Annotated in this window: 20 protein-coding genes and 1 pseudogene; 6 read left to right on the top strand and 15 right to left on the bottom strand. The window is 40.2% G+C overall.

The genetic code is table 11. The features are described from left to right. Window positions 1-9: 9 nt before the first annotated feature. Together tsf and rpsB are read right to left on the bottom strand one after the other, a co-directional pair. Window positions 10-861 (bottom strand): translation elongation factor Ts, encoded by an 852-nt coding sequence (tsf, locus tag ORI98_RS09805; protein ID WP_261296841.1) that lies wholly within the window; start codon window positions 859-861, stop codon window positions 10-12. A gap of 118 nt (window positions 862-979) precedes the next feature. Further along, a complete protein-coding gene (rpsB, locus tag ORI98_RS09800; RefSeq protein WP_188839377.1) occupies window positions 980-1,708 on the bottom strand; it encodes a 30S ribosomal protein S2 in 729 nt (242 codons plus the stop codon). Window positions 1,709-2,060: 352 nt separating this feature from the next. Here rpsB and map point away from each other — a divergent pair, with 352 nt between their 5' ends. From map to dapD, 3 genes are read left to right on the top strand one after another with little or no spacing between them, the layout of a single operon-like run. Beyond that, on the top strand, window positions 2,061-2,858 hold the full coding sequence (gene map, locus ORI98_RS09795) for a type I methionyl aminopeptidase (RefSeq protein WP_261296842.1): 798 nt from the start codon (window positions 2,061-2,063) through the stop codon (window positions 2,856-2,858). A 24-nt stretch (window positions 2,859-2,882) separates the two neighbouring features. After that, window positions 2,883-5,456, top strand: a complete 2,574-nt coding sequence (gene glnD, locus ORI98_RS09790) for a bifunctional uridylyltransferase/uridylyl-removing protein GlnD (RefSeq protein ID WP_261296843.1) — start codon at window positions 2,883-2,885, stop codon at window positions 5,454-5,456. Between the two features lie 24 nt (window positions 5,457-5,480). After that, on the top strand, window positions 5,481-6,305 hold the full coding sequence (gene dapD, locus ORI98_RS09785; protein ID WP_261296844.1) for a 2,3,4,5-tetrahydropyridine-2,6-dicarboxylate N-succinyltransferase: 825 nt from the start codon (window positions 5,481-5,483) through the stop codon (window positions 6,303-6,305). A 397-nt stretch (window positions 6,306-6,702) separates the two neighbouring features. On the opposite strand, the gene ORI98_RS09780 is transcribed toward dapD, so the two are convergent. The 6 genes and pseudogenes from ORI98_RS09780 to ORI98_RS09755 form a co-directional block, all read right to left on the bottom strand. Beyond that, window positions 6,703-8,622 carry an HD domain-containing phosphohydrolase gene (locus ORI98_RS09780; protein WP_306135098.1) on the bottom strand — a complete coding sequence of 640 codons (1,920 nt, stop codon included), beginning with the start codon at window positions 8,620-8,622 and terminating at the stop codon, window positions 6,703-6,705. A 120-nt stretch (window positions 8,623-8,742) separates the two neighbouring features. Further along, window positions 8,743-9,624, bottom strand: a complete 882-nt coding sequence (gene purU / locus ORI98_RS09775) for a formyltetrahydrofolate deformylase (RefSeq protein WP_261296846.1) — start codon at window positions 9,622-9,624, stop codon at window positions 8,743-8,745. 153 nt (window positions 9,625-9,777) lie between these two features. Beyond that, window positions 9,778-11,088 (bottom strand): annotated as a pseudogene (locus ORI98_RS09770) (PTS transporter subunit EIIC). A gap of 128 nt (window positions 11,089-11,216) precedes the next feature. Continuing rightward, on the bottom strand, window positions 11,217-11,678 hold the full coding sequence (locus tag ORI98_RS09765; RefSeq protein WP_261296847.1) for a flavodoxin: 462 nt from the start codon (window positions 11,676-11,678) through the stop codon (window positions 11,217-11,219). Between the two features lie 92 nt (window positions 11,679-11,770). Next, a complete protein-coding gene (gene truC / locus ORI98_RS09760) occupies window positions 11,771-12,607 on the bottom strand; it encodes a tRNA pseudouridine(65) synthase TruC (RefSeq protein ID WP_306135097.1) in 837 nt (278 codons plus the stop codon). Window positions 12,608-12,609: 2 nt separating this feature from the next. After that, complete coding sequence (locus ORI98_RS09755; RefSeq protein WP_261296849.1) at window positions 12,610-12,930, bottom strand: YqcC family protein; 321 nt, start codon at window positions 12,928-12,930, stop codon at window positions 12,610-12,612. 109 nt (window positions 12,931-13,039) lie between these two features. On the opposite strand from ORI98_RS09755, the gene ORI98_RS09750 reads away from it, so the two are divergent. Beyond that, window positions 13,040-14,053: a DUF3549 family protein gene (locus ORI98_RS09750; RefSeq protein WP_261296850.1), complete on the top strand. Its 1,014-nt coding sequence runs from the start codon at window positions 13,040-13,042 to the stop codon at window positions 14,051-14,053. Then, window positions 14,050-14,436 (top strand): DUF3301 domain-containing protein, encoded by a 387-nt coding sequence (locus tag ORI98_RS09745; RefSeq protein ID WP_261296851.1) that lies wholly within the window; start codon window positions 14,050-14,052, stop codon window positions 14,434-14,436. Before ORI98_RS09750 ends, ORI98_RS09745 begins: the two co-directional genes overlap by 4 nt. A gap of 2,112 nt (window positions 14,437-16,548) precedes the next feature. On the opposite strand, the gene ORI98_RS09740 is transcribed toward ORI98_RS09745, so the two are convergent. From ORI98_RS09740 to ORI98_RS09710, 7 genes are all read right to left on the bottom strand, one after another. Continuing rightward, on the bottom strand, window positions 16,549-16,878 hold the full coding sequence (locus tag ORI98_RS09740) for a YbaB/EbfC family nucleoid-associated protein (protein WP_188843134.1): 330 nt from the start codon (window positions 16,876-16,878) through the stop codon (window positions 16,549-16,551). 183 nt (window positions 16,879-17,061) lie between these two features. Then, window positions 17,062-19,893 (bottom strand): DNA polymerase III subunit gamma/tau, encoded by a 2,832-nt coding sequence (dnaX, locus tag ORI98_RS09735; protein ID WP_306135096.1) that lies wholly within the window; start codon window positions 19,891-19,893, stop codon window positions 17,062-17,064. A gap of 137 nt (window positions 19,894-20,030) precedes the next feature. Then, a complete protein-coding gene (apt, locus tag ORI98_RS09730) occupies window positions 20,031-20,582 on the bottom strand; it encodes an adenine phosphoribosyltransferase (RefSeq protein WP_306135149.1) in 552 nt (183 codons plus the stop codon). 105 nt (window positions 20,583-20,687) lie between these two features. Continuing rightward, window positions 20,688-21,056 carry a YbaN family protein gene (locus ORI98_RS09725; protein WP_306135095.1) on the bottom strand — a complete coding sequence of 123 codons (369 nt, stop codon included), beginning with the start codon at window positions 21,054-21,056 and terminating at the stop codon, window positions 20,688-20,690. 369 nt (window positions 21,057-21,425) lie between these two features. Continuing rightward, on the bottom strand, window positions 21,426-22,178 hold the full coding sequence (locus ORI98_RS09720; RefSeq protein WP_306135094.1) for a DUF2063 domain-containing protein: 753 nt from the start codon (window positions 22,176-22,178) through the stop codon (window positions 21,426-21,428). After that, window positions 22,178-23,035: a DUF692 domain-containing protein gene (locus ORI98_RS09715; RefSeq protein ID WP_306135093.1), complete on the bottom strand. Its 858-nt coding sequence runs from the start codon at window positions 23,033-23,035 to the stop codon at window positions 22,178-22,180. Before ORI98_RS09715 ends, ORI98_RS09720 begins: the two co-directional genes overlap by 1 nt. Before the next feature lie 204 nt (window positions 23,036-23,239). Further along, window positions 23,240-23,686, bottom strand: coding sequence for a hypothetical protein (locus ORI98_RS09710; protein ID WP_306135092.1), 447 nt, complete (start codon window positions 23,684-23,686; stop codon window positions 23,240-23,242). Between the two features lie 289 nt (window positions 23,687-23,975). On the opposite strand from ORI98_RS09710, the gene ORI98_RS09705 reads away from it, so the two are divergent. Continuing rightward, on the top strand, window positions 23,976-24,920 hold the full coding sequence (locus tag ORI98_RS09705; RefSeq protein ID WP_306135091.1) for a tRNA-dihydrouridine synthase: 945 nt from the start codon (window positions 23,976-23,978) through the stop codon (window positions 24,918-24,920). The last annotated feature ends 120 nt before the right edge of the window (window positions 24,921-25,040 follow it).

The raw sequence follows: 25,040 nt of genomic DNA, 5'->3' as shown, positions 1-25,040 counted from the left end.
AAAAAGCGATTACGCCTTTTTAGTAGCAGCGATTTGAGCTGCAACTTCAGCAGCAAAATCTTCTTCTTTCTTCTCGATACCTTCACCCACTTCTAAACGAATGAAGTTAGATACTGTCGCTTTTTTCTCTTTAAGAATTTCGCCAACAGTTTTCTTTGGTTCCATGATGAAAGCTTGACCAGTAAGAGAAATCTCACCAGTGAACTTCTTCATACGACCAACAACCATTTTCTCAGCGATTTCAGCAGGCTTGCCTTCATTCATCGCGATTTCGATTTGAAGAGCTTGCTCTCTTTCTACAAGTTCAGCAGGTACGTCTTCAGGGTTTACGAACTCAGGCTTAGAAGCAGCAACATGCATAGCGATGTGCTTTAACGTTTCTTCGTCAGCTTCACCGGCAACAACAACACCGATGCGCTCACCGTGACGGTAAGACGCTAGGTTAGCCCCATCGATATACTCAACGCGACGAACATTGATGTTTTCACCGATTTTGGTTACTAGTGCAACACGCGTTTCTTCAAACTGTGCTTTTAAGTCTTCGATAGTCACTTTAGATGCTGCAGCAACATCTAAAACAGCATTAGCGAAACCTAAGAAGTTAGAATCTTTAGCAACGAAGTCAGTTTGACAGTTAACTTCTAAAAGCGCAGCGAAACCTTCACCGTTCTTAATTAGAATTGTACCGTCAGCAGCGATGTTACCGGCTTTCTTAGCCGCTTTAGCCGCGCCGCTTTTACGCATGTTATCAATCGCTAGTTCGATGTCACCGTTAGTTTCAGTCAGTGCATTCTTACAGTCCATCATGCCAGCGCCAGTGCGGTCACGAAGTTCTTTAACTTGGGCAGCAGTAATTGCCATTGTTAAATCCTCTATTTAAATTCGTCTAATATTGCATTTGTAAAACAGGGGCCCAAAGGCCCCTGTTTACCAATTATCTTATTGGCAAATAAGGGGGGATGAAAAACATCACGCCTTATTAAACAGCTTCTACGAAACCGTCTTGTTCAGCTTGAACAGCTAAATCTTGACCACGGCCAGAGTTGGCAGCAGCAGCAACAGATGAAGTGTACAAACGAATTGCACGCATCGCATCGTCGTTACCAGGAACGATGTAGTTAACACCGTCTGGAGCAGAGTTAGTATCAACAACTGCAACAACTGGGATACCTAGGTTGTTAGCTTCTTTGATTGCGATATGCTCATGGTCAGCACCGATAACGAATAATACGTCTGGTAAACCGCCCATGTTCTTAATTCCGCCTAAAGACTTTTCTAACTTGTCTAATTCGCGTGAACGCATTAAAGCTTCTTTCTTAGTAAGCTTGTCGAAAGTACCGTCAACAGACTGGCTTTCTAGTTCTTTAAGACGCTTGATTGACTGACGAACAGTTTTCCAGTTTGTTAACATACCGCCTAACCAGCGGTGATCAACATAGTACTGGTCACAAGAAATTGCAGCTTCTTTGATAGCTTCGCCAGCAGCGCGCTTAGTACCAACAAATAATACTTTACCTTTCTTAGAAGCAACGTTGCTAATGAAAGCTAAAGCTTCGTTGAACATTGGTACAGTGTGCTCAAGGTTGATGATGTGTACACCGTTGCGAGCACCGAAGATGAAAGGCTTCATCTTTGGGTTCCAGTAACGTGTTTGGTGACCGAAGTGAACACCAGCTTGAAGCATGTCGCGCATTGAAACAGTAGTCATTGTATATACCTTAATGTAAGGGGTTAGACCTCCACGCATCCCATGTTTCGACTCTTCTTAGCCATTATGGCGTTAAGAGCACCCCGAAAAATGTGTCGATACGTGTGTGATTTAGTATTTAAGTTAATTGCCATGTATAATAGCCGCAAATTCTGACAGTTTGTTGAAACATTGAACAATTAAAGCACAACGAAGTGATTTTTTATTCAGTGAGATAAAACAAACCAAGAAACACGAACTCACACATAACGGCGCGCTTTATACCATAAACAGCGATCAAACACAACTTTTTACGTGTAATTGATTAGTTTGAACGTGCCCATTTTGAACGTTAAAAACCAAGAGAAGATCCATGAGTATTGTCATTAAAAATGCCGACGAAATTGAAAAAATGCGCGCTGCAGGCAAGCTAGCAGCACAAGTACTGGAAATGATTGCACCGCATGTTGTAGCGGGGATCACAACGGATCAATTAAATACCATTTGTGCGCAATATACTGAAGAGCAAGGGGCCATATCAGCCCCGCTAAATTACCATGGTTTTCCCAAGTCTATTTGTACCTCGGTCAATGACACCATTTGCCATGGCATTCCATCAGATTACATACTCAAAGATGGTGACATTTTAAACATCGACATTACTGTAATCAAAGATGGTTATCACGGTGACACCTCAAAAATGTTTTTAATTGGTGATGTCAATCCTAAAGACAAACGCTTGTGTCGCATAGCTCAAGAAAGTCTCTACTTGGCGATTAAAAAGGTGAGACCTGGTGCAAAATTAGGCGAAATCGGTACAAGTATCGAAAAATTCATCAAAGCAAGTAAAACTGGACTTGATAAGTATTCTATCGTGCAAGATTATTGTGGTCATGGAATTGGTGCTGTTTTCCATGAAGAGCCTCAAGTGGTGCATTATAAAAATAATGACAAAACCGTGATTAAGCCGGGTATGTGTTTTACTATCGAACCTATGATTAATGCGGGCCGCCATACCACCATATTAGATAAAAATGATAACTGGACAGTGACAACCTCTGATGGCAAAAATTCAGCCCAATGGGAACACACTTTATTAGTCACTGAAACGGGTGTTGAAGTGTTAACGCTTCGTGATGAAGAAGACTTCCCAAGAATAATTAACTTTTAATCTATAAAACAATCAAGGATATCGATGAATACCGCGCTGGCAGCTAAAAATACCTTACTTGAACTTAACCAGCGCTTAGTTGAGCAATATAAAGCGAAGCACTCCATCGCTGATATAGTCAAACAACGTAGCGCATTCATCGATAACCTACTCCAAGAAGCTTGGATAGAATGTAAGCTAAACCTGTATCCTATGTCATTAATCGCTGTCGGTGGTTATGGACGTGGCGAGCTGCTCCCCTATTCTGATGTCGATTTACTGTTTTTAATTGAACAGGATGAAGTCTGCCAAAACACCCAAGCAAAGCTGAGTGAATTGATCACATACCTTTGGGATGCTGGGCTTGAAATCGGCCACAGTGTGCGCACTGTTTCGCAAACCATTGACCAAGGTCTAGCTGACATTACAATCGCAACCAATTTAATTGAAGCGCGGTTTTTATGCGGAAATACCCAACTTTTTGACGAATTATATCAACGTATTCGTCAAGATGATTTCTGGCCTTCTGCCGAGTTCTACAACGCAAAAAAAGAAGAACAAACCCTCCGCCACTCAAAAGCCAGTGCTTTTGACCTCGAACCCAACATAAAAACCTGCCCAGGTGGTTTAAGGGATATCCAAACCATTGCCTGGGTGGCGATGCGTCACTTTGATGCCGCTAATTTAACTGAACTGGTTGAGCATGATTTTCTTGAACCTTCTGAGTTAGAAGAGTTGCTGGAATGCCAAAACTACCTGTGGGAAATTCGATTTGCATTACATATTAGTGCTAATCGCAATGAAAACCGTTTGTTATTCGACTTACAACGCCAAGTTGCTAGCCTGCTAGGCTATGAAGATGCAACTCAACTGGCGGTTGAACAGATGATGAAACGCTATTATCGCACGGTCAGACGCATAATGGAGTTAAATCAAATGCTGTTGCAGTTGTTCAAACGCGCAACACTCGGGCAATTTAAAGCATTAGAGATCCAACCCATCAATGAGCGATATCAACGTCGCGGTTATTACATTGAAGTGCTCGATAATGAGTTATTTAATCAGCATCCAGAAGAAATATTAAATTTGTTTTTACATGCCGTTAAAAACTCTAATATTCAGTATATCTATGCTCCAACATTGCGATTACTTCGCAAAGCTCGTCGCAGCTTAACCGGTCCACTACAAGATAACCCAGATTGCCGCAAGGTATTTATGGATATTCTGAAGCATCCTCGTGGCATAGTCGCGTTTTCGATGATGCACAAACACGGCATTTTATCGTCTTACCTACCCGCTTGGCGAAGCATTGAAGGTCAAATGCAGTTTGACCTTTTTCATGCTTACACTGTCGATGAGCATACTCACAGATTATTGCTAAACATAGAAAGATTCGCTCAGGCCGAGCAAAAAGATGAGTTTCCATTAGGCGCTGTGCTTATTAACCAATTACCCAAAAAAGGGTTATTGGTTTTAGGCGCAATATTCCATGATATAGCGAAAGGCCGCGGTGGTGACCACAGCAAATTGGGCGCGAGCGATGCGATTGATTTTTGTAAATTACATGGGCTGAATGATCACGACGGTCGCCTAGTCGCTTGGTTAGTTGAAAACCATTTAGTCATGTCGGTAACCGCACAAAGACGTGACATTTCGGATCCGGATGTCGTCGCTGAGTTTGCTGACAAGGTGCATGATGCTATTCATTTAAGTTATTTATATTGCTTAACCGTTGCGGATATCTGTGCCACCAATGAAAAAACCTGGAATAACTGGAAAGGTTCATTATTAAGAGACTTATACTTTTCAACTCAACGCGTACTTGCTCGTGGTAAAGAAAAACCGGTTGATGAACAGGCTCGTGTAGAAGAAATCCAAGCAAAAGCCCAAAAAGAATTATTACGCCGAGGCATCAAAGATAAAGACATGCAATCTTTGTGGTGTCGATTTAAACCTGAATATTTTTTACGTCACCAGCCTAATCAGGTTGCGTGGCACACTGAGGCGATAATCAAACATGATCAGAATGAGCCCTTAGTTTTAATGTCAAAGCACATGACACGTGGCGGCACTGAATTATTTGTATACAGCCAAGACAGGCCTAAGCTATTTGCTACCGTAATGACGGTTTTAGATAACAAAAATATAAACGTACATGATGCAAATATCATGACGTCAATTGATAATTATGCACTAGACACTTTTGTCATTTTAGAACAAGATGGCGAGCCTATCGTGCAACTGTCACGAATACATAGCATCAAAAAAGCGCTTGAAAAAGCCTTAGCCAGTGAAAATCCTAAATTGCCCAAGTTCAGAAAGCTTGCGCGAATTATGAAGCCGTTTAACGTGCCAACACAGGTGAGCTTTTTACCCAGTATTCGTCAAGACACCAGCATGATGGAGCTAATAGCCCTTGATACACCAGGTCTTTTAGCAAAAGTAGGTGATATTCTTTACCGCTGTGAAGTTACCTTGTTAGCAGCCAAGATCACTACTATCGGCGAGCGTGCAGAAGATTTTTTCATCTTGCAAACACAAGATGGTCAATCACTCAATGAAGCACAACAACAGCATTTATCTTCATCGCTGCATTTAGCGTTGAACCAAATTAGTTAATTAATATGATATTGGGAGAGTTCCATGGAGGCATTACGCCAACGCATTGAGGCGGCATTTGAAGCACGTCAAACTATCACCCCTAGCACAGTTGAACCAAGTATTCGTGCTGACGTAGAGACAGTGATAAGCATGCTTGATAAAGGTCAAGCACGTGTTGCTGAGAAAATTGATGGCGAGTGGCATGTCCACCAGTGGCTAAAAAAAGCCGTTTTGTTGTCTTTTCGCATTTTCGACAACGGTGTAATTGAAGGTGGTGACACCAAATACTTTGATAAAGTACCGCAAAAATTTGCTGATTATGACGAAGCACGTTTTAAAGAAGAAGCGATTCGTGTCGTCCCGCCAGCAACGGTTCGTAAAGGCTCATTTATCGGTAAAAATACCGTACTAATGCCATCTTACGTTAATTTAGGTGCTTATGTAGACGAAGGAACCATGGTTGATACGTGGGCAACCGTTGGTTCATGCGCGCAAATTGGTAAAAATGTGCATCTATCTGGCGGTGTGGGTATTGGCGGTGTGTTAGAGCCATTACAAGCCGGCCCAACGATTATTGAAGATAACTGCTTTATTGGTGCGCGCAGTGAAATCGTTGAAGGCGTCATTGTCGAAGAAGGCAGTGTGATTTCAATGGGTGTTTACATCGGTCAAAGCACACGTATTTTTGATCGTGAAACCGGCGAAGTGCATTATGGTCGCGTACCTGCAGGGTCTGTTGTGGTATCGGGCAACTTACCGTCAAAATGTGGTACTTATAGCTTGTACGCTGCAATCATCGTTAAAAAGGTTGATGCTAAAACACGTGGTAAAGTCGGTATTAACGAATTATTACGCATTGTTGATTAATCAAGATTGAACTTAGTTGAAAAGGCTCTTAGGAGCCTTTTTTATTAGCCAATTTGTAACTTATTCCTTTATTAAATCATTGTTATACAAATTAATAGATGAATAAAGACAGACAGATAATCTACATTGAAAATACAGTTAAGCTTAAAATTTATACTGAAAAAAACCAGACTTACGCATAAACAGCTCGCTTCCTGCATTTAAAAAAATGCCCAGCCCTAGACAAACAACTTTCTGATAAAAACTTATTATCAACAACCGCAATTTAACAAACATTACTTAATAATAAAAATATCGAAATGGCTTGAACTATTCACTATTCAAAAATGTCACGCCAACTTTAAAAGTTTAACTTAATGTTTAAATGCAGAACCTTAACTATCTACTTAATGGTTTTTTAACTTTGCATAGAACGCTCTTCATCTAACTCATTCATCAATGCATTCGCTAAAATCTTCCACGTTACGATACCAATCACCTGATTATCGAGATTTTGTACCACAAGATAATCAATTGCATGTTTTTCCATGAGGACTTTCGCATCTTTCAAAATAGTGTTTTCAGCAATAATATTAATTTTATGCTCCATTATTTGATGAGCACGTTTATTAAGTAAACTTCTGTCGGCCGCACGCTCTGCGGCTGTATTTATAAATGGGCTATGCCAAAAAGCCAGAATGTTTTTATCAATAACACCAATGGGTAAACGATTTTGTTCCGATAAAACAACGGCAACATTCATTTTCGCTTTTAACAGCATAGACTCTACATGCTCAAGCGTATGATATTCTTCTATAATAACAGCAGGATCTAAATTAAGACTTCCCACGTACTCTGCGGTTTTAAGGTCATGGATAGCTAAAATATCTAAACAAGCATCTACGACATTTTCATCAAAAATTTTACCTCGGCCATCCATTAATACATCATTTAACGCTTCCATTCCCATTGAGGGACGATATGGTCTATGACTTAAAATCGAATCAGCAACATCCGCAACAGCAATAATTTTAGCTTCGATAATAATATCTTTACCTTTTAAGCCATCAGGGTAACCAGAGCCATCCAATCGCTCATGGTGCTGTAAAATCATCTGCTTAATCGGCCAAGGAAACTCGACCTCATCCACAATTAATGCTCCTTGTAATGGATGCTGTTTGACTAATTCGTACTCCGTCGGTGTGAGTCTTGATGGTTTAGCTAAAATTTGGCTAGGAATAGCAAGCTTACCAATGTCATGGATCAAAGCACCAAGCTTTAATCCCTCTAATTGATCAGTTGGCAAACCTAACTTTTCCCCCATTAAATAGCTTAATTGCGCGACTGATTTTTGATGGCCCGCGGTGTAAGCATCTTTTAGCTCTAAGGCTTCAGAGATTGCGCCAATTAATTGCACCAAGATTTGGGTCATTTTCTCTTTTTGATCTTTTATAATGACCGACTGTTTCATCATGGTATTCATGGTGCGAGGCAGCTCAACACAATGCCATAAAATAGTGGCGTATATGCTCAAGGATTTGGCATCGACATTGGTAAACGGTTTATCTCGGTTGCCAACGCCAATTATACCAACCAGTTTTTTACGGTATCGAATTGGCACGCATAAATGGTTTTTAAATGCAAAGTAACCGTCTTTTTGCAGCTTCACTGAATTGTCTAACGGTTCGTTATGAATGGTGGCTTGCTTAGTATGAATCGTTTCTGCCCAGATACCCGATTCAGCCAAATAAATTTGATTATCAGGAATGGCAAAGTACAGTTTCACTTTATCAGTCCAAGCTGTACGAAGAATTTTATTATGTTTTTCATCATAAATATGAAGATAGCCTACTTGACTGTGGGTTAACGCAAGCCCCTGTTGTAAAGCCGTTTTAAATATCATATCTGGTTTAGCTGTCATCACAGCTTCTATCTGCTGCAACCAATCATCACTTGATTGTATCGCCAAGTTATAATCAGGGTGCAACTCCATCAGCCACTGTTCATCTAAACTTAGCCTGGTAAACACAATACACCACTGATCATCCGTACCTTCAATTGCAGCAATTGAGGCTTGTAATGCATGACCATGCGTATCAATAAAATGCAGTAATTGCTCTGAGTCCCTGCACTGTAAGTCGATAAGATCGACATCCATATTGGGAAACGTCGCGCTCATCGGCTGTTTTACGATAGCTGCAATAGGTTTTTTGACTTGCGAATATAATGTCTCACTTAAACGGATGATTTCAAGGCGATCATTAAAAATCGCCCAAGATAAGTTGAAACCTTTTGGTAGTTCACCATGCTTCAAAAAGAAGTCTTGTCTTTGGCGCATTTAATACCGTTCCTTGTTATTATCAACTTATATTAATATTAGTCCAAACAAATGATTTTGCTAGTAATTAAATTTTAATATGGTACCTGATGTTCAACAAACACTATGACTTAACTAAGATTAAAACACCACGGTTTTATTACCATAAACCACAACCTGTTCATTCAACACCAGTTGTAGCGCTTTACTCAATACGCTTTTTTCCACATCACGCCCCTGATGAGCGAGCTCTTCAGCGCTGTAACTATGATCGACAGAAATGACATCCTGTTTAATGATAGGTCCTTCATCTAAACAGTTATTCACAAAATGGGCTGTGGCGCCAATAATTTTTACGCCTCGATCCCATGCTTGTTTATAGGGGGAAGCGCCGATAAAAGCAGGCAAAAATGAATGATGAATATTAATGATACGATCGGGAAATTGTGCAACAAATTCTGGTGTTAACACTCGCATGTACTTAGCAAGTACTAAATAATCAGCCTCATAGGGCTTGATTACATTAAGCATAGCTTGCTCATGTTCTTCACGGTTTAATCCATCATGGCTAATAAAATGAAAAGGTATATCGAATTTTTCTGTTAAATTTTGTAATACATCATAATTACCAACCACAGCGGCTATTTCAACATCCAAGCCTCCGTAATAGGATTTCATCAATAAATCACCCAAACAATGAGCTTCTTTAGTGACCATAATCACCACTCGTTTTTTACCTGCATCTACTAATTTAAAGTGATGTTTGCTAGGTAACACAGCTTGTAGTGCACTAATAAAATCAGCTTCATTGATATCACCATCTAGCACAGTGCGCATAAAGAAACGACCTTGAGCATGATCGACAAACTCATTATTTTTAATCACATTCAGATGATGTTCAAAACACACGCCTGATATTTTGGCGATAAGCCCCTGCTCATCAGCACAATCTATAATGAGGATTCTTCTTGTTACCTTAGTGTGAACAGATTTTTCAGCGACTGGGGGGGATAATGGCACCATGGTTAAACTCCTAAAATACACCGTTAGTTGAGTCTGCCACTAATTGCTGCGATTTTGGTAATTTTTATCCTAAAACTAAATTAAATTTCAGAATTAATATCAATTAATTCATGATTTGACATTAAAAGTGACGAATAATTATTAAAATGATGTTTAGCGACATGAATCGATGTATTTTTGTAAAAGTTGTCTTAAGGTTTCGGCTTTGGTTCCATAGACAACTTGTACGCCCAGATCAATTACTACCACTCCTTTGGCTCCCAAACGTAATAAACGTGCCTTATCAACCAAATAAGCATCGTTAACACTCACCCGAAGCCGAGTTAAGCAAGCGCATAATTCAACGATGTATTCGACCCTCTAAGGCCTGCAACCATACCTAGCAGACTTTCTCGTTGTTGCGGGCTAGCATTTGTTAGGGTCAGTGTACCGGGTGTTTTCAAATTAAAACCGATAATACTTACACGAAATACACTGTAATATATGATGGCAGTAAAGGCCCAAATAGCATAAACCCAAAGGTATTAGTGGATTGCGGGTATAACAAACTGAAATCAACCAAACTATGGGAAAAGGCCACACTATGGTGCACATCCAATAAGATACAAATACTATAAGCCAGACCGGTTAAGAGTGCATCAACCACAAACAAAACTGGTGCTACAAACATAAAAGCAAACTCTATAGGTTCGGTCACCCCGTTAACCAACTCGCCATCGCAGCCGACAGCATAATGCCAGCAACTCTATTTCGTTCCGCAAAATCACCACAGCGCCAAATCGCAAACGCCGCTGCAGGTACCCCAACATTTTAATTAAATAGCCCCCCGCTAGATTACCCACCAAAGGATCGCCTGCTAAATAACGTGCAACCTCCCACGGATCAATTGACCGTCATGCAAAAAGTGACCAAACTCAAGGTAAAAAAGGGCATTCCAGATATGATGTAATCCCAAGGGAATAACTAAACCCTCAACTAAACCATATAATCCAAAAGCAATGGCAGGATCTTGATAAAAGGCCCAATTTGACAACAATTCAATATTAGCAGCTAAAGGTGGCCAGATATAAGCAAGTCAGCTAGCCAATAGCATTGCAAGGGGTAGGATTAAAATTGGCGCACTTCGGTGACTTTCAAAAAGGAAAAAACGGCAGGCAAGGTTATCTTTTTACTCACATGAACGGCAAAACAAGTCATAGCCCCAACAAGCATTCCTCCTGCTATGCATGTATCTATGGTATCAATTCCCAAAATCGGCCTTGACGGTAAGAGGTATAAGGTACTCAAGACGTTCAGCGCTGTAATCGTTGCACCATACCCCAATACCGCCGTGATGGCGGCGACACCTTGATCTTTACAAAAACCAATTGCCACAGCCAACGTAAACAACAATGGCATCATAGCAAAAATATGATGGCCTACAGTTGAAAAGACGACATTAATGGATTCTGGGATAAAAAGCAGTGGATTTACACTTAGGCCCTACATAACACCCGCAGCGGGTAAAATGGCAACGGGGATCAGTAAAGAGTAGCTTAGTCGCAGAGCGAATTTAAACCACTGTAAGGATAGAAATTGAGTCAAAAGATAGCTTAATCCTTGTTTGCGCTTGCTGCGGCTTGCCAAGTTGTTAGCCATTTGATTGCTTCAAGTTCAGGTTCCATCGTTTCAGTCGCATCAATTTCAAGTCTTGGTGTTAAAGCTTGTGCTCCCAATTCGCTAAATAACTCATCAAACTGTTTTGCTGCGCCACAGAAAGTGTCATAACTAGAATCGCCGAGTCCTACAATACTGTATTTTAATTTCGGTAAGTATGGCGCCGTCGTTTTTAGTTGTGCAAACCAAGGCCATATGTCCTCTGGTATATCCCCCTGCCCTGTTGTCGAACACACAACAATAAGATATTCAGACTCATTTGGAACAAAACCTGTTAGTTCATGAGGTTGCTTTAATATCGCCTTAAAACCCAGGGCAGTTATTTTTTTCACTAGGGTTTCTGCTGTAAATTGAGCACTGCCATAAACCGTGCCAAAAACTAAATTAACATTAACCAAAATAATTTCCTTTATGCGTCTTTTGAACACTAAGCCATATCATTTAACATACTGTATAGGTTTGTTTTATTGCAAGTTTTTCTTTAGCTAATTTATATTAAGATTGCTGGCTCACTATCTATTTCATCCCAACCTAGCAAATCGAAAACAGTTAACCACTCAGGCTCTATCTCTGTTTCAATATGCATCGATTTTTTCGTTACAGGGTGAATAAAAGTTAAACTTTTAGCAATAAGCCATAAACGGTTAACTCCGAAATACTCACGGCCAAATTTATTTTGTTTACCATCGCCATGCGTTGTATCACCTATAATAGGATGGCGTAAATGTGCCATATGACGACGTAATTGATGTTTTCTGCCTGTTTTTGGTGTTAGCTTTATCAATCCAAATCGGCTTGTGGGATAACGACCAGAACTATAAGGAATTTCACTATTTAACAGCGGTTGGTATAACGTCACCGCATCTTGAGCAGGCTTATCTGTAGCGGCAAATTTGTCAGCAACATCATCAAGTTCAACTTTTAACGCGTAGTCCAACTCTCCTGCTTCGTGCATATTGCCTCTGACTAAAGCTAAATACTGCTTAGTGACCGTGTGTTGCTCGAATTGCTCGCATAAAATACGTGCACTTTCACTGCTTTTAGCGAATAGCAAAACACCTGATGTCGGACGATCTAAACGATGCACAGGAAAAACATGGCAACCGACAAGATCTCGAGTCAATTGCATGGCAAAAAAGCGCTCCTTTCGAGCCAAATAACTTCTGTGAACAAGTAAACCAGCAGGTTTATGGATAGCAACAATATGCTCGTCTTCAAATAAAATCTCTAAATGTGGAGGCAATTCTTGTTCTGCTTCGCACAGCGTATCGCTATCAAGTGGTTCAGCGCTATTATCTACATCATGGGGGAGATAAGTTTCATTCATGGTTACTGTTCCGTGCGCTGAGGATTGACAAGGAGTTGGTCAAATTTTATCAGCAGTTTAATAATTGACTGTTTATCTGGTTGGGTTTGCCATGTTTGTTCAGCCATTGGCGCAATAGCCATTTGGATTGGCAAAGGGCTATTGGTGGTGATTAACTGACGCATTTTAGGAATAAAAATATATTGCAGCCATTGTTCAAATGATAGGGCATCACATGCGAATGGAGCTGTACTGGCCATTGCTGCAGCTGACGGCGTGTGCGTAGACCATAACGAGCTGGCTTTAAGTTGCAACTCTAATTCGACTAAAAACGTCGAACTCATTTCATAAACCATAAAAATAACGACTCTAATGCGATGCTAAAGGTTGAATATGATAACATTAGCCACCATTAATACCCATAGATTGCCACGTGTTGTATAGCGAGTTACCATGACAGAAATCACCACCCTAAGCCAATTTCTGGCCACCGCTGGAACTCAATTCCAGGTTTATGATCTTGGAAGACGAGTCCAGAACATCGATATGATGGCTTTTCATCAAATTGAATCTTTGGTTTCCCCCTACCCTTATCCAATCCAAGGTCATGCTTTATTTGCTATTGTTTTCTGGCAAGAAAATCAGCAACCGTTTATTTGGTTTATAAAACTGCCTTTAGATGAACAAGGGTTATTATCCCCCGCACCAAGACAACAATTTATTAAAATGATATTAGAAGCACTGGGACGTGATCCTACTCAGGCTTTAACAGATGAACAACAGCAACAATTAGCTAACCATCCTTTTAGTTTTAAACCAAATCAACAAAAACTGGCTTTATTTAATGCATTGGTCAGAAAACAACTTGGTCAGCAAGCCTCAAGTCAATATGAATCGGCTGCTCAATACCTTAGCGGCCAAATCCCCGCAGAGCAATGGCAGCATATAGGCTTTCAAGGTCTGGCCGATGTTTGCGTCAGAATGGCATCATTTGAACACCAACAAGAAATCATTAACATTCTGCCAATCGCGCCAATTGAAGTACAAGCTGCTATTTGCGAATGCTTAGAACATCTGACATTAACGCAGCCTCTAGCGGACTCGGTATTTGCACTCTTCAAACAAGTACCTATTGAGTATAAAGGGGTATTTTTAAAGGCATTGGCTTCACACGCACTATTCAGTCAAGAGGCAATTGACACCCTCAGCAAGAATGACCAACTTGATGATGCTATGTTAATTACTATCGCTGCACGAAACTGGAATGCATTAAAAGATGACTCTACTCGCAAAATCTTTTTAGAAGCTCTGGCAAAACAATCACAATCCTTTTTCAATCAGGTTTTTGCTGATATTGTTGCTATACCCAGTCTTCGCAATGCGTTATTAACAGATTTACGTAACCCAGAACGTAGCGAACAACTTTCACTCGCCATTGGCGGTTTATTTAAGGCAGCAAGCCTATGATGTCTGACTTTTTATTGATAGTTGCTTTAGTCGTTATTGCAGCATTTTTCTGGCAATTGCGGAACATGGCTGAGGTCAGCCGAGTTATCGCTGAACAAGCCTGTGGTAAACAAAATGTGCAATTATTGGCAATTGCAATGGTATCAGCTCGTCCAAGCTTGGGGGGACATACTGGGTTGTGCTGGCGTGCTAAGTTTATGTTTGAATTTAGTACCGATGGCATGAATCAATACCGCGGGCATATCAATATGCATGGAAAAAAGGTTAACAAAATTGATTGGCCTATTTTTCCTGAACCAGAATGGCTTGATGCTCCAATGGCAAAAGGCAAGTTTGGTGGTTGTGGAACAAGTAATAGTTGCAATTCAGGTAAATGCCATTAATCATATTTGTAAGTTTTACATTTAAAAAATGCTATCTAAACAGATAGCATTTTTTTACTCAATAAAACACTCAATCAATGATATAACCCTATCAAATTGTCAGCTTAAGCAAGATACAAGTTTTTGAAATGTTTAAATCTAACGCTAACAGAGTATTTGTTGATAAATATCGCAGCATAAATGGCCCACTAGGATCTGTTTACTTCTCAAGTATTTTTTGTAGCGAATTGTTTGCCATTTATATATGGCAGAGGCTCTGCTGCTTAGTTATTCTTGTCGTCGTCAAGTAAAATGGCCAACAAACACTGTCCGAAAGATTCGACTAAAAACGCATTAAACTTTGTTGCGTGAATTTTACTTAGATAGCAAGTTGCACTTCATTATTCGCGCTTCATTCATTTCCATCTCGAAAAAACGTCACCAGCAAAGATCAACTGCCGCTAATTATTGATGACTAATGTGAACTTTTTGACTACTTAAGAGTTTAGGAGGTTATTTTTAAATAGCAGAGTTAAGGTGTTAAAATAGCTGGGCGTCTTCCTTCGCTGAATCAAAATCGCAAAAGAAAGGCCGCGACATTAAGTCACGGCCTTCTGTTCTCTTGTTAAGCTTTCCTGCTATTTTGCTTGCTCCCTGCACCATCCATGCGTATCAGCTGCTCCTGCACCTATCCTTGCTCTTTCCTTGAAAATCCTTGTACTTGCGTACTGTCCTTCTTACTCGATTATCCTTTGACCGAGCCTGCTCTGTCCTGAGCGTGTCCTTTTATCATCCTTGAAATCCTTTTTGATATTTCCCACCATCCTAGTGGGCAACTCATTCTAAGTATCAATCCTAGATACTTATCTCGCCTTGTCCATAAAACGAGTTATTATCCTTTTTAACAAACAATTGCAATCCTTTACAACACATCCTGTGCGCTTAAGCATCCTGCTTACACCACATCCTGTATATCGCTATCCATTTCTTAAGTTAATATTAATCCAAATATGTCAAACACAATAGGCACAAAACATCTATGCAACAAAAAAACAACAGGGCAAAACAACAGTAAAAAATAAAATATCGATAATAAACAGCAAATTAGCTTTATTCGTAAAGATAAAGTTGATTAACAAAGCCTATTTAACCTACAACCTTTGTGAGATATATCTCACAAAGGTTGTAGTAAAATGCGAATGTCGATTTTATTGTTCGCCAAATAAAAAGGCACAACCTGAAATCAGGTTGTGCCCATTTTAATCTTACGTCAGCTACCTTGCTAAATTAATGCTTCCTGCCCATCCTTGCGTGTAGCCATCCTGGCTTTCCTTTAATCCGTTATCTCTCAACAATCCTTTACTTACGTAAGTTGAGTTCAATCCTTTGTTCAGTCATCCTTATACTGAAAATTCAAATCCTTTGAATTGTCCTTTAGCATCCTGCTTTCCAATCCCTGATTCCTTGTGTCAGCTTTCGCTTTCACCCATCCTTGTTTCGGCTATCCATTTGCCGAGCTCATGCTCTATTTCCTTGAGCGTGTCCTTATTTCATCCATGATATTCAAAGTGTTAATTCAGTATTATTACTCTTCCCGAGCAAACCTATCCGTCTCTTTCACTTGATGTAATCATTGTATCGAAAAGATATTCAAATAAAATGCATAGAATTGTTCATTAATAAAAACAAGCTACCATAAAAAAAAACAAAACTTTAATTAACTGATTTTAATCACTAAATAAATTTAAAACTGACTTTGTAGCAAAACAATCACCATTAACACCTACAAGAGTGTAAGAGATTGCTCACACCATGGTGAGCACTTATAGCTTTATTGCTTTAAATATAATTGAGAGCTCCCACTCTATCTGACGAAACATCAATCTTAGGTAAATAATTAAAATTTAAGGCATTTTAGGAAACTAGCTGATTGGAGTGTGAAATAAGGTCGCGGACACATTACAAAATAACTTAACTCGAAAAGAACTAAATCCCAATGAGAAATACAGACGGGGTACCAAATGCAAAAAAGCCCAAGTGAAAAACTTGGGCTTTAATTTACCGCTATTTTGTCCGATTTCAGCCTGACATTTAACAGGGTTAAATGATGAGCAAAATCAGACTATCAGGTAATTAGAACGGCATTTTCATGCCCGGAGGTAGTTGCATACCGCCAGTGACTTCTGCCATTTTTGTTTTTTGGTTTTCTTCTACACGACGCGCCGCATCATTGCAGGCTGCTGCAATCAAATCTTCCAGCATCTCTTTGTCATCTTCCATTAAGCTTGGATCAATTTCAACACGACGCACATTGTGTGTACCTGTCATTGTCACTTTCACTAAGCCTGCGCCAGATTCGCCAGTCATTTCCATACGAGCGATTTCTTCTTGAACTTTAGCCATCTTGTCTTGCATCATTTGGGCTTGCTTCATCAAGTTGCCCATGCCGCCTTTTCCAAACATAATCGATTCTCTTTCTCTATTAAATAATGGGTTTTAGCAAGTTGCCAAATTGGGCTAATCTTACTGAAATTATATCGATTAGCAAACTGGTAAATGTAAATTTGCGAGGCTGCTAACCTATTGAAGCCATATAGGCTAATTCTTTTACTGTCGATGGCGATGAATAATCAACAGAATAAATATTTAATCCAACAATGCAGGAATAAGCTGCGCCACATTAGTTAACTGCTCTTGTGGATAAACAACCGAGTCATCATCTAATTGTGCAGCAAGTTCATTTATCATCCATTGCACATGCTCATCCGCTAATATTGACTGTTTAGCCTGTTGTACTAATTCTTTATGAAAGCGTTTACGTAACTCAAGTGGGGTTTCGCGACTAGCATCTTGGCCTATGTCGACAATCACCTGAATATCCTGTTCCAAAAAGGCTGACAAACCAGCCTGCAGTTGCTCAATAGCAATATCGGCACATAAATGTTTTTGATCCGGTTTTAACGTTAATGTTATGGGATTGGACACCGACTGACATAAAGAGTTCACTCCGAGTTGACGCACTCGTCCGCCGACTTTGACTTGCGCCATAATTTGATACCAATGCAGATCAACCTCATTCCCGGTAATCTCGTGGCCAATTGCACTAAGCTCAGTAATATTAGCTTTTGAATAAACTTGGTTATCACCTTGCTCAATTAACCCTGTCGCTTCAGCCTCTTCCACTTCATGACTAATTAATGTTGGAGTAGCTATATGACTCGCAACAGCCAATTCCGCAGGGGCAATTTCAGCAGTCGCTACCTGTTGAACTGCATTTAATGCTAATTCTTCTGCAGATGGCGCTTCCCAAGGGGGTCTGTCATATGCACCAGAAAACTGTTTTTCTGTTGATACATCTTGCTCGATTATCGAACTTGAATGCTGCGCGCTATCTTTTACCCTTGGTGGTTGAGCTGTATGACTTTTCTCATCCGATGTAACATCAACCGTATTCACTCCGCCTAATTTGGCCTGCGAAGCGCTAATTTTAGCTTGCTGCTTATCGGCAGCCTTTTTATTTGACGCATCAGCTTCATCTTGCGCTTTATGAGCACTAACCTCAGCTAATAATGTATCCCGGCTTGCTAATACCAAATCTAAAATATCATCTAATGGATCAAATTCAGCTTCATCAGCGGGCTCAATTGTTGAAGTTAAATCTTGTGATGTTAAGGGCTCTGGATTTAACTGTGATGAATCATCTTTTACTGCCGATGTTGCTTGTAATGAGGTTTCAGACTGCTGATTATAAGCAAGATAATCTTCATAATCGGTATGATTATCCTCCTCATATTGAGCATAATCAGCGCCAATGTAGACGTCATCTTGTGCGGAAAAAGATGAAGAGTCTTCTGCTGTAGCTAAATTTATGTCAGCTTGAGGGGCGGTGACTTGAGGCGTGAGTGACTGTGTATCATTACCCTCATTTGGTTTATTAACCTCATTTGGTTTATTAACCTCAGTATTATCACTATCGACAGCCCGAGCCCTGACTGGATCAGCAAAACCCATACTTTCAGCCTGGTTAAGCAGCATTGCTTGTTGTGCAATTAACTCCGCTGAATCATCCTCGATATCAACAAAATCGTCAGTATTGTCAGCTTCACTATCAGTATCTGCTGCAGAATTGACCTCAGTGAATGCTAAAGATGACTCATTTGCTAGCTTAGATACAGATTCAGATTTAACAGCACTCGATGTAGAAATTTTTGGTTCAACCTCAGCGTCAAATGCATTACTCACAGCGTGTTTATGCCCTGCTATATCAACACTTATATCGTGAGTAACATCGTTAGTTGGAGACTTTGGGCGAGTCTCAATGACCTCTTGAGACTTTGCACCTAAGGGTGGTAACTCTAGATTAACGGGGTTATCGGTAATCCAACGTTTAGTTTGCTTTTCCGGCACAAAAGCGACTGCTCTTAACAGTGCCATTTCTAAACCCGATTTAGGATCAGGTGCAAAAGGCAAATCTTTTCGTCCGGCTAATAGCATCTGATAATAAAGCTGAATTTGTTCGGCAGATATTTGCTGAGCAAAAGCCAATATTTGCTCGCTGTATAATGATGATTGCGCTGCAGCGGGGGCAAATTGAGTTAAGGTGATCTGATGCAGTAATTCTAATAAGCTGCGTAACACTTCCTGTGCATCTGCGCCAAAAGCTAACACCTTGGCAACCGTGGTCATCAAAGGTTCAATATCGGCATCACAAAGCGCTTTTAGCAGTGCGATAACCTGTTGCTGATCAATACTACCAAGCATTGATTGCACTTGCTGATGCATTACTTGACCAGAGCCAAAAGCTATCGCCTGATCGGTCAAGCTTAAAGCATCACGCATACTGCCGTTTGCGGCTTTAGCTAACAAGGCCAAAGCTTGGTTTTCAAATGGCAGTTGTTCTTGAGTTAATACAAATTCAAGTTGCTTAGCAATTTCATCTTGCGACAAGCTTTTTAAATTAAATTGTAAACACCGAGATAATACCGTAACGGGCAATTTTTGAGGATCAGTTGTTGCTAACAGAAACTTTACGTGCTCTGGCGGTTCTTCTAAGGTTTTTAATAACGCATTAAAACTACTGCGAGACAGCATGTGTACTTCATCGATAAGATACACTTTATAGCGCCCACGTGAAGGACGATATTGAACGTTATCCAATAACTCACGGGTATCATCTACTTTGGTTCGCGATGCTGCATCGACCTCAATTAAATCGACAAATCGACCTTGAGCAATTTCTTCACAACTTGAGCAAACTCCACAAGGCGTGGCCGTCACGCCCTGCTCGCAATTTAATCCTTTAGCAAACAAGCGCGCTAAACTGGTTTTACCCACACCGCGAGTACCAGTGAATAAATAGGCATGATGCAAACGTTGTTGGCTTAATGCATTGGTTAACGCTAATAACACATGCGCTTGACCGACCATTTGCTCAAATTTGGCAGGGCGCCATTTGCGGGCTAACACCTGATAAGACATGCAATTCCCCAAGCTAAACTGTTCGGGAATTTATCCCGCTAATTACGCCAAACAATAACATGCAAAACAGCTACAGGCTATTGTTTGGCAGCTATTAGCTGGCTTTATCAACAATTCTGGGTTGATAAATTATCGATTTACTCGCCTTCAAATTCACACAGGCTTAACACTTCGATGCCCATGGCTTTTAATCTGGTTTCTCCGCCAATTTCTGGCAATGAAATAACAAAAGCGGCATGTTCCACTTCCCCCCCTAATTGGCGGATAAGTTTTACGGTAGCTTCAATCGTGCCGCCGGTTGCAAGTAAATCATCAATCACTAACACTTTGTCGTTCGCATTAATGGCATCGATATGAATTTCTAATGTGTCTTTGCCATATTCAAGCTCATAGGTTTGGCTTATGGTGGCACGAGGTAATTTCCCCGGCTTACGTACTGGAACAAATCCAATACCAAGTTCAAGAGCTAACGGGGCGCCAAATAAGAAGCCACGAGCTTCAGTCCCAACCACTTTAGTGAAACCTTTTGATTGATAATGGGCGACCAATAAAGCAATTGTTGCTTTGTAAGCTTCAGCACTTTCTAAAAGACTGGTGACATCACGGAACATAATGCCTGCTTTTGGATAGTCCGGAATGGTTTTAATACTTTGCTTGATCAGCGCTAAACTGTCTTTATTCATCATAATGAAAACTCTGTAAATGGGGTTTCAATAAAAAAGTCCCTTTGGGGACTCGTTTAACAATTAACAGGATCTTAAGCCTGTTATGAATGGCATGCAACCATTGCGCTATTAATCTGTTAACTCTGGGATCTGCCACAAATAAATCAACAGACCGAATAACATGCCCAACAGCATTAGCTTGACCCAGATTAACGGCACCAAGGTAATACTGATGGCAAAACTGAGCGTGGTCATTATCATTGCGCGACGTTTTAAGCTTCTATTTAATGCACGTTTTGTTTGCCAATTGTTTAATGCTTCAGCAAACCAAGGGTGTGACATTAACCATTGATGTAAACGTTCACTTGATCGGGCAAAACAAAATGCCGCGAGTAAAATAAATGGCACTGTCGGTAATAAAGGAACCACTATTCCAATCACACCAAGTAACAAACTTAGCAAACCGACAATAAGATACAAGCCGCGCTTTATGACCATAATTCTTCGCCATCCTCAAAACAAAAAACCACTCTTTAATGAGTGGTTTGTCACACCTAGCTTATTGTAGCCTAGATTAACGCTTAGATTAAGCCTACAAATTTTAACCAAGATAATGATGCTGGCAGTGTTGGGATAAGTAAAACAAGAATAAAACCAATTAAGTAAAAGGCATTGAATGGATCTTTAAACGGCTCGTTCATGGAATGTCCTTGGGCAAAAATGCAGAGTATTGTTTAACTTGTGTTCGAGTTAACATAAAGCCGCGGTGCGCGCGAATAAAATGTGAACTTCATCACAACGCGCGCATTCTACTGCGATTGATTACGAATAAAAACCATAAATATTTTAAGGCTTATTTGCTATCAATTAACGCGTAGTCACGACTATGCCCTTTTCAACCATTTGCTTAAGCATCTGAACGCAGCCGTTTATCATAGTGTCAGGGTGCATATGCGGGTAAAACCCGATGAGCTCATGAATAATCTCGTCAAAGCCGATACTCGTTTGTTGTTGAGTACGCTGATCAATTAACGCTAAAACTTGTGCGGTGAGAGGATTTAATTGCAAGAATGACACTTCCTCTTCCACATCTCGATAAACACAAAAATACTGTGGCTGCGAAGGTGGTTCAATAGGCTGATAATCAACACTAATATGCTGCACGTCATACTGATATTGTGCCACTTTGGCACAAACAGATAGCTGCAATGGTCTTGATAATAATAATTCGGCATCTAACTTCTGTTGATGTTCACTTGATTGTTTAGTGGCGACAACTAACTCCAACCATTCATAGTGCGCTAACTCCAGTAAAAACTTAGGATCAGAGTCTTTCATTTCATATTGCTGTAAAAATGCCAAAAACTCCCCTGCTATTTCAACAAAGATTGGCGTGTGGCAGTTATGTTCAGCAAAAAATTGCTGTACTAAAGCTAACCAATCCTGCTCTTCATAGAGGCTTTTAAGCACAGGAAAGGCGCTTGAAACAAAACCATTCACATTATTAAAAAATAGCTCACGGTAAATCACCATTCGTCTTGGTTCAATACCATTGGGTAAGGGTTGGCTTGGATCACGGATGTAATCCATAAAGCCCTGCTGAATATCAGTAAACTTCATTAGGCTTTCCTTACTTTCAAAGCATCATTAGCATGTTGCTGATAGGCGTGGATTTGATTAATTTCACCCAATAGGATTTCAGTGGGCGGGATATTAAAGTCACGCTCTAATAGCGTGGGACGCACCCCGTGAATTTCATAGCAGCTTTGCAACAACGACCAGACGGGATCGATGATATCAGCACCATGGGTATCAACCATTAAATCGATATCTTCTTGATAATGTCCTGCGATATGCAAATAGGCGATTCGCTCTGTTGGCATAGAGGCCAAAAATTGCTGCGCATCATATTGATGATTAATAGAATTGACATAAATATTATTAACATCGAGTAACAGTTTACAGTCAGCTTCTGTCAGTACAGCATTCACAAAAGCTTGCTCTGTCATTTGGGCACCTGGAGCAGCATAAAATGACACATTTTCTAAAATGAACGGCCGCTCTAAAATATCTTCAACTTGTTTGATGCGTTTTGCGGTATGAATGACAGCTTCGTCAGTAAAGGGAATTGGCATTAAATCGTACATATGCCCTGTACCGGAACAATAACTTAAATGTTCTGAATACACCTCAATTTGGTGTAAGTCTAAAAATTGCTTTATGTTGTGTACAAAGTCAGTATCTAGCGGTGCTGAGCTGCCAATTGATAAAGATAAGCCATGACAAAAAAAAGGATGTTGTTCCGTAAGCTGTTTGAATTGACGTCCATATTTGCCACCTAGTGTCATCCAATTTTCAGGAGCCACTTCAAAAAACTCGATCTCTGGCGGCGTTAACTGACAAAACTCAGTTAGCATTTCTCGTCTCAACCCTAACCCTACCATTGCAGGTGATGGTGTTTTTTCTTTGATGGACATAAAAGACCCTTACAGCAAGCGAGTGATTTATCGATAATAATAGAAATATTAATTTTCAATTGATTATAAATAAGATAAGGCCTGAAAACAGGCCTTATTTTGAGAGCAATTAGACAGATTAAAAGCAAATTATCTTTTACCGCCGCTTTGACCCTCTTGAGATTTATCCAAGTTAGCTTAAGCTTTTTTGCCTTGCTCAGTTGCTTAGTTCATATCGCCGCCACACTTACCTTCGCCACATTTACCTTCTTTGGCTTTTTCAGCGCCTTTTTTCATGTCGCCGCCACACTTACCTTCGCCGCATTTACCTTCTTTGGCTTTTTCAGCGCCTTGTTTCATGTCGCCACCACACTTACCTTCGCCGCATTTGCCTTCTTTGGCTTTTTCAGCGCCTTGTTTCATGTCACCGCCACACTTACCTTCGCCGCATTTGCCTTCACCACACTTACCTTCTTTGGCTTTTTCTGCAGACTTTTTCATGTCGCCGCCACATTTACCCTCACCACATTTACCTTCGCCACCATCTAATTGGTAACCTTGGGTTAATTGCTCAAAACCAAATGGGTTTGCTTGTGCTTCTGTTGCAATGCCAGCACTCATTACTACTGCACCTAATGCAACTGCGAGGGTAGTTTGCTTAACTGAGTTCATATTTTGATTCCTTTTAAAAAATTGAATGATGACCAACATCATTGCTGGCTTACACATATAGACCCAGCAAAATAAATATAAATTTCAAAAAATTTAATATTTTTTTAACTAGGTTCACTTTAATCATTTCCAAGTGTGCTAGGAAAAAATCATGATAGTTAATAATAGAGTATATCTTGATGGTTTCAATACGTTTTTAGTTTTTAAATTGTTAGCAAGTAAAACTAACGCTGGCATCGTGTGTGTTTAAGTTTAAAATAGCGCCCTTTATTCAAGCTGAGAGAATGCTGTGCGACTTGTATTAGCGCCTATGGAAGGCGTAGTAGATGATTTGATGCGTGATATTTTATCCACTATTAACCCGTTTGATTTAGTCGTCACCGAGTTTGTTCGTGTGGTGGATCAACTGCTGCCTGAAAAGGTCTATTACAAACTCTGCCCTGAATTACACAACGATGGCTTAACCCCGAATGGCACCCCCGTGAGAGTACAATTACTCGGTCAAGAACCTAACTGGATGGCTGAAAATGCATTCAGGGCAGTAGAATTGGGTTCTCGTGGTGTGGATGCTAATTTTGGTTGCCCAGCTAAAATAGTCAATAGAAGTAAGGGAGGTGCTGTTTTATTACAGTACCCTGACAACATTCATAAGATCGTTAAAGCAATGCGCCAAGCTGTGCCTGAAGATCAACCCGTTACAGCCAAAATTCGTTTAGGCTATGAAGATAAATCACTCTTTATGGAAAATGCACTGGCAATTTATGAAGCTGGAGCAACAGAAATAGCGATTCATGCGCGCAGCAAAGTTGATGGCTACAAGCCGCCAGCCTATTGGGAATACATCACTGAAGTCAAAAAGCGTTTACCTATTCCAGTGATTGCCAACGGTGAAATTTGGAGCGAAGCTGATGCTAAGCGATGTATGGAAGTCACCGAATGTGACAACATTATGATTGGTCGCGGGGCAATTTCATTACCTAACTTAGGCGCATGTATTAAGCACGGCAACAAACCATATACTTGGGAACAAACCTTAAATTTATTATTGAGTTACACCCAAAAACAGGTTGATGATAAAAAGTCTGACTATTTGCCAGGCCGGATTAAGCAGTGGTTTACTTATTTAAATAGGCAATATCCAGAAGCCGATGCACTGTTTCGCGAGTTAAGAGTTTTTAAAACCGCGGATGAAATTGTATCTGTGCTTAATCATGCTCAGCAAAGTGCTCAATAACAGCAAAATTATCTCCCCTAGCAATCCTATTTAGCATTGTCAGTAGCTATATGTGTGGATTAACAAAAATTAATCCACATCAGCTATTTGAAGACTAAAATCTCACCGAGAATTGATCTT

Source organism: Shewanella sp. ULN5 (assembly GCF_030731885.1).
GTDB classification, from domain to species: Bacteria; Pseudomonadota; Gammaproteobacteria; order Enterobacterales; family Shewanellaceae; genus Shewanella; species Shewanella holmiensis.
Note: the sequence above shows the minus strand (reverse complement) of the source record. Positions and strands in the feature narration are given on the sequence as shown.

Excerpts from the sequence above, each read along its gene's own strand:
- purU (WP_261296846.1), bottom strand. The coding sequence starts at position 9,624 with ATGGTGCCATTATCCCCCCCAGTCGCTGAAAAATCTGTTCACACTAAG.
- tsf (WP_261296841.1), bottom strand. The coding sequence starts at position 861 with ATGGCAATTACTGCTGCCCAAGTTAAAGAACTTCGTGACCGCACTGGC.
- map (WP_261296842.1), top strand. The coding sequence starts at position 2,061 with ATGAGTATTGTCATTAAAAATGCCGACGAAATTGAAAAAATGCGCGCT.
- ORI98_RS09745 (WP_261296851.1), top strand. The coding sequence starts at position 14,050 with ATGATGTCTGACTTTTTATTGATAGTTGCTTTAGTCGTTATTGCAGCA.
- dapD (WP_261296844.1), top strand. The coding sequence starts at position 5,481 with ATGGAGGCATTACGCCAACGCATTGAGGCGGCATTTGAAGCACGTCAA.
- truC (WP_306135097.1), bottom strand. The coding sequence starts at position 12,607 with ATGAATGAAACTTATCTCCCCCATGATGTAGATAATAGCGCTGAACCA.
- ORI98_RS09780 (WP_306135098.1), bottom strand. The coding sequence starts at position 8,622 with ATGCGCCAAAGACAAGACTTCTTTTTGAAGCATGGTGAACTACCAAAA.
- ORI98_RS09755 (WP_261296849.1), bottom strand. The coding sequence starts at position 12,930 with ATGAGTTCGACGTTTTTAGTCGAATTAGAGTTGCAACTTAAAGCCAGC.
- ORI98_RS09710 (WP_306135092.1), bottom strand. The coding sequence starts at position 23,686 with ATGAACTCAGTTAAGCAAACTACCCTCGCAGTTGCATTAGGTGCAGTA.
- glnD (WP_261296843.1), top strand. The coding sequence starts at position 2,883 with ATGAATACCGCGCTGGCAGCTAAAAATACCTTACTTGAACTTAACCAG.
- dnaX (WP_306135096.1), bottom strand. The coding sequence starts at position 19,893 with ATGTCTTATCAGGTGTTAGCCCGCAAATGGCGCCCTGCCAAATTTGAG.
- ORI98_RS09750 (WP_261296850.1), top strand. The coding sequence starts at position 13,040 with ATGACAGAAATCACCACCCTAAGCCAATTTCTGGCCACCGCTGGAACT.
- ORI98_RS09725 (WP_306135095.1), bottom strand. The coding sequence starts at position 21,056 with ATGGTCATAAAGCGCGGCTTGTATCTTATTGTCGGTTTGCTAAGTTTG.
- ORI98_RS09715 (WP_306135093.1), bottom strand. The coding sequence starts at position 23,035 with ATGTCCATCAAAGAAAAAACACCATCACCTGCAATGGTAGGGTTAGGG.
- ORI98_RS09720 (WP_306135094.1), bottom strand. The coding sequence starts at position 22,178 with ATGAAGTTTACTGATATTCAGCAGGGCTTTATGGATTACATCCGTGAT.
- ORI98_RS09740 (WP_188843134.1), bottom strand. The coding sequence starts at position 16,878 with ATGTTTGGAAAAGGCGGCATGGGCAACTTGATGAAGCAAGCCCAAATG.
- rpsB (WP_188839377.1), bottom strand. The coding sequence starts at position 1,708 with ATGACTACTGTTTCAATGCGCGACATGCTTCAAGCTGGTGTTCACTTC.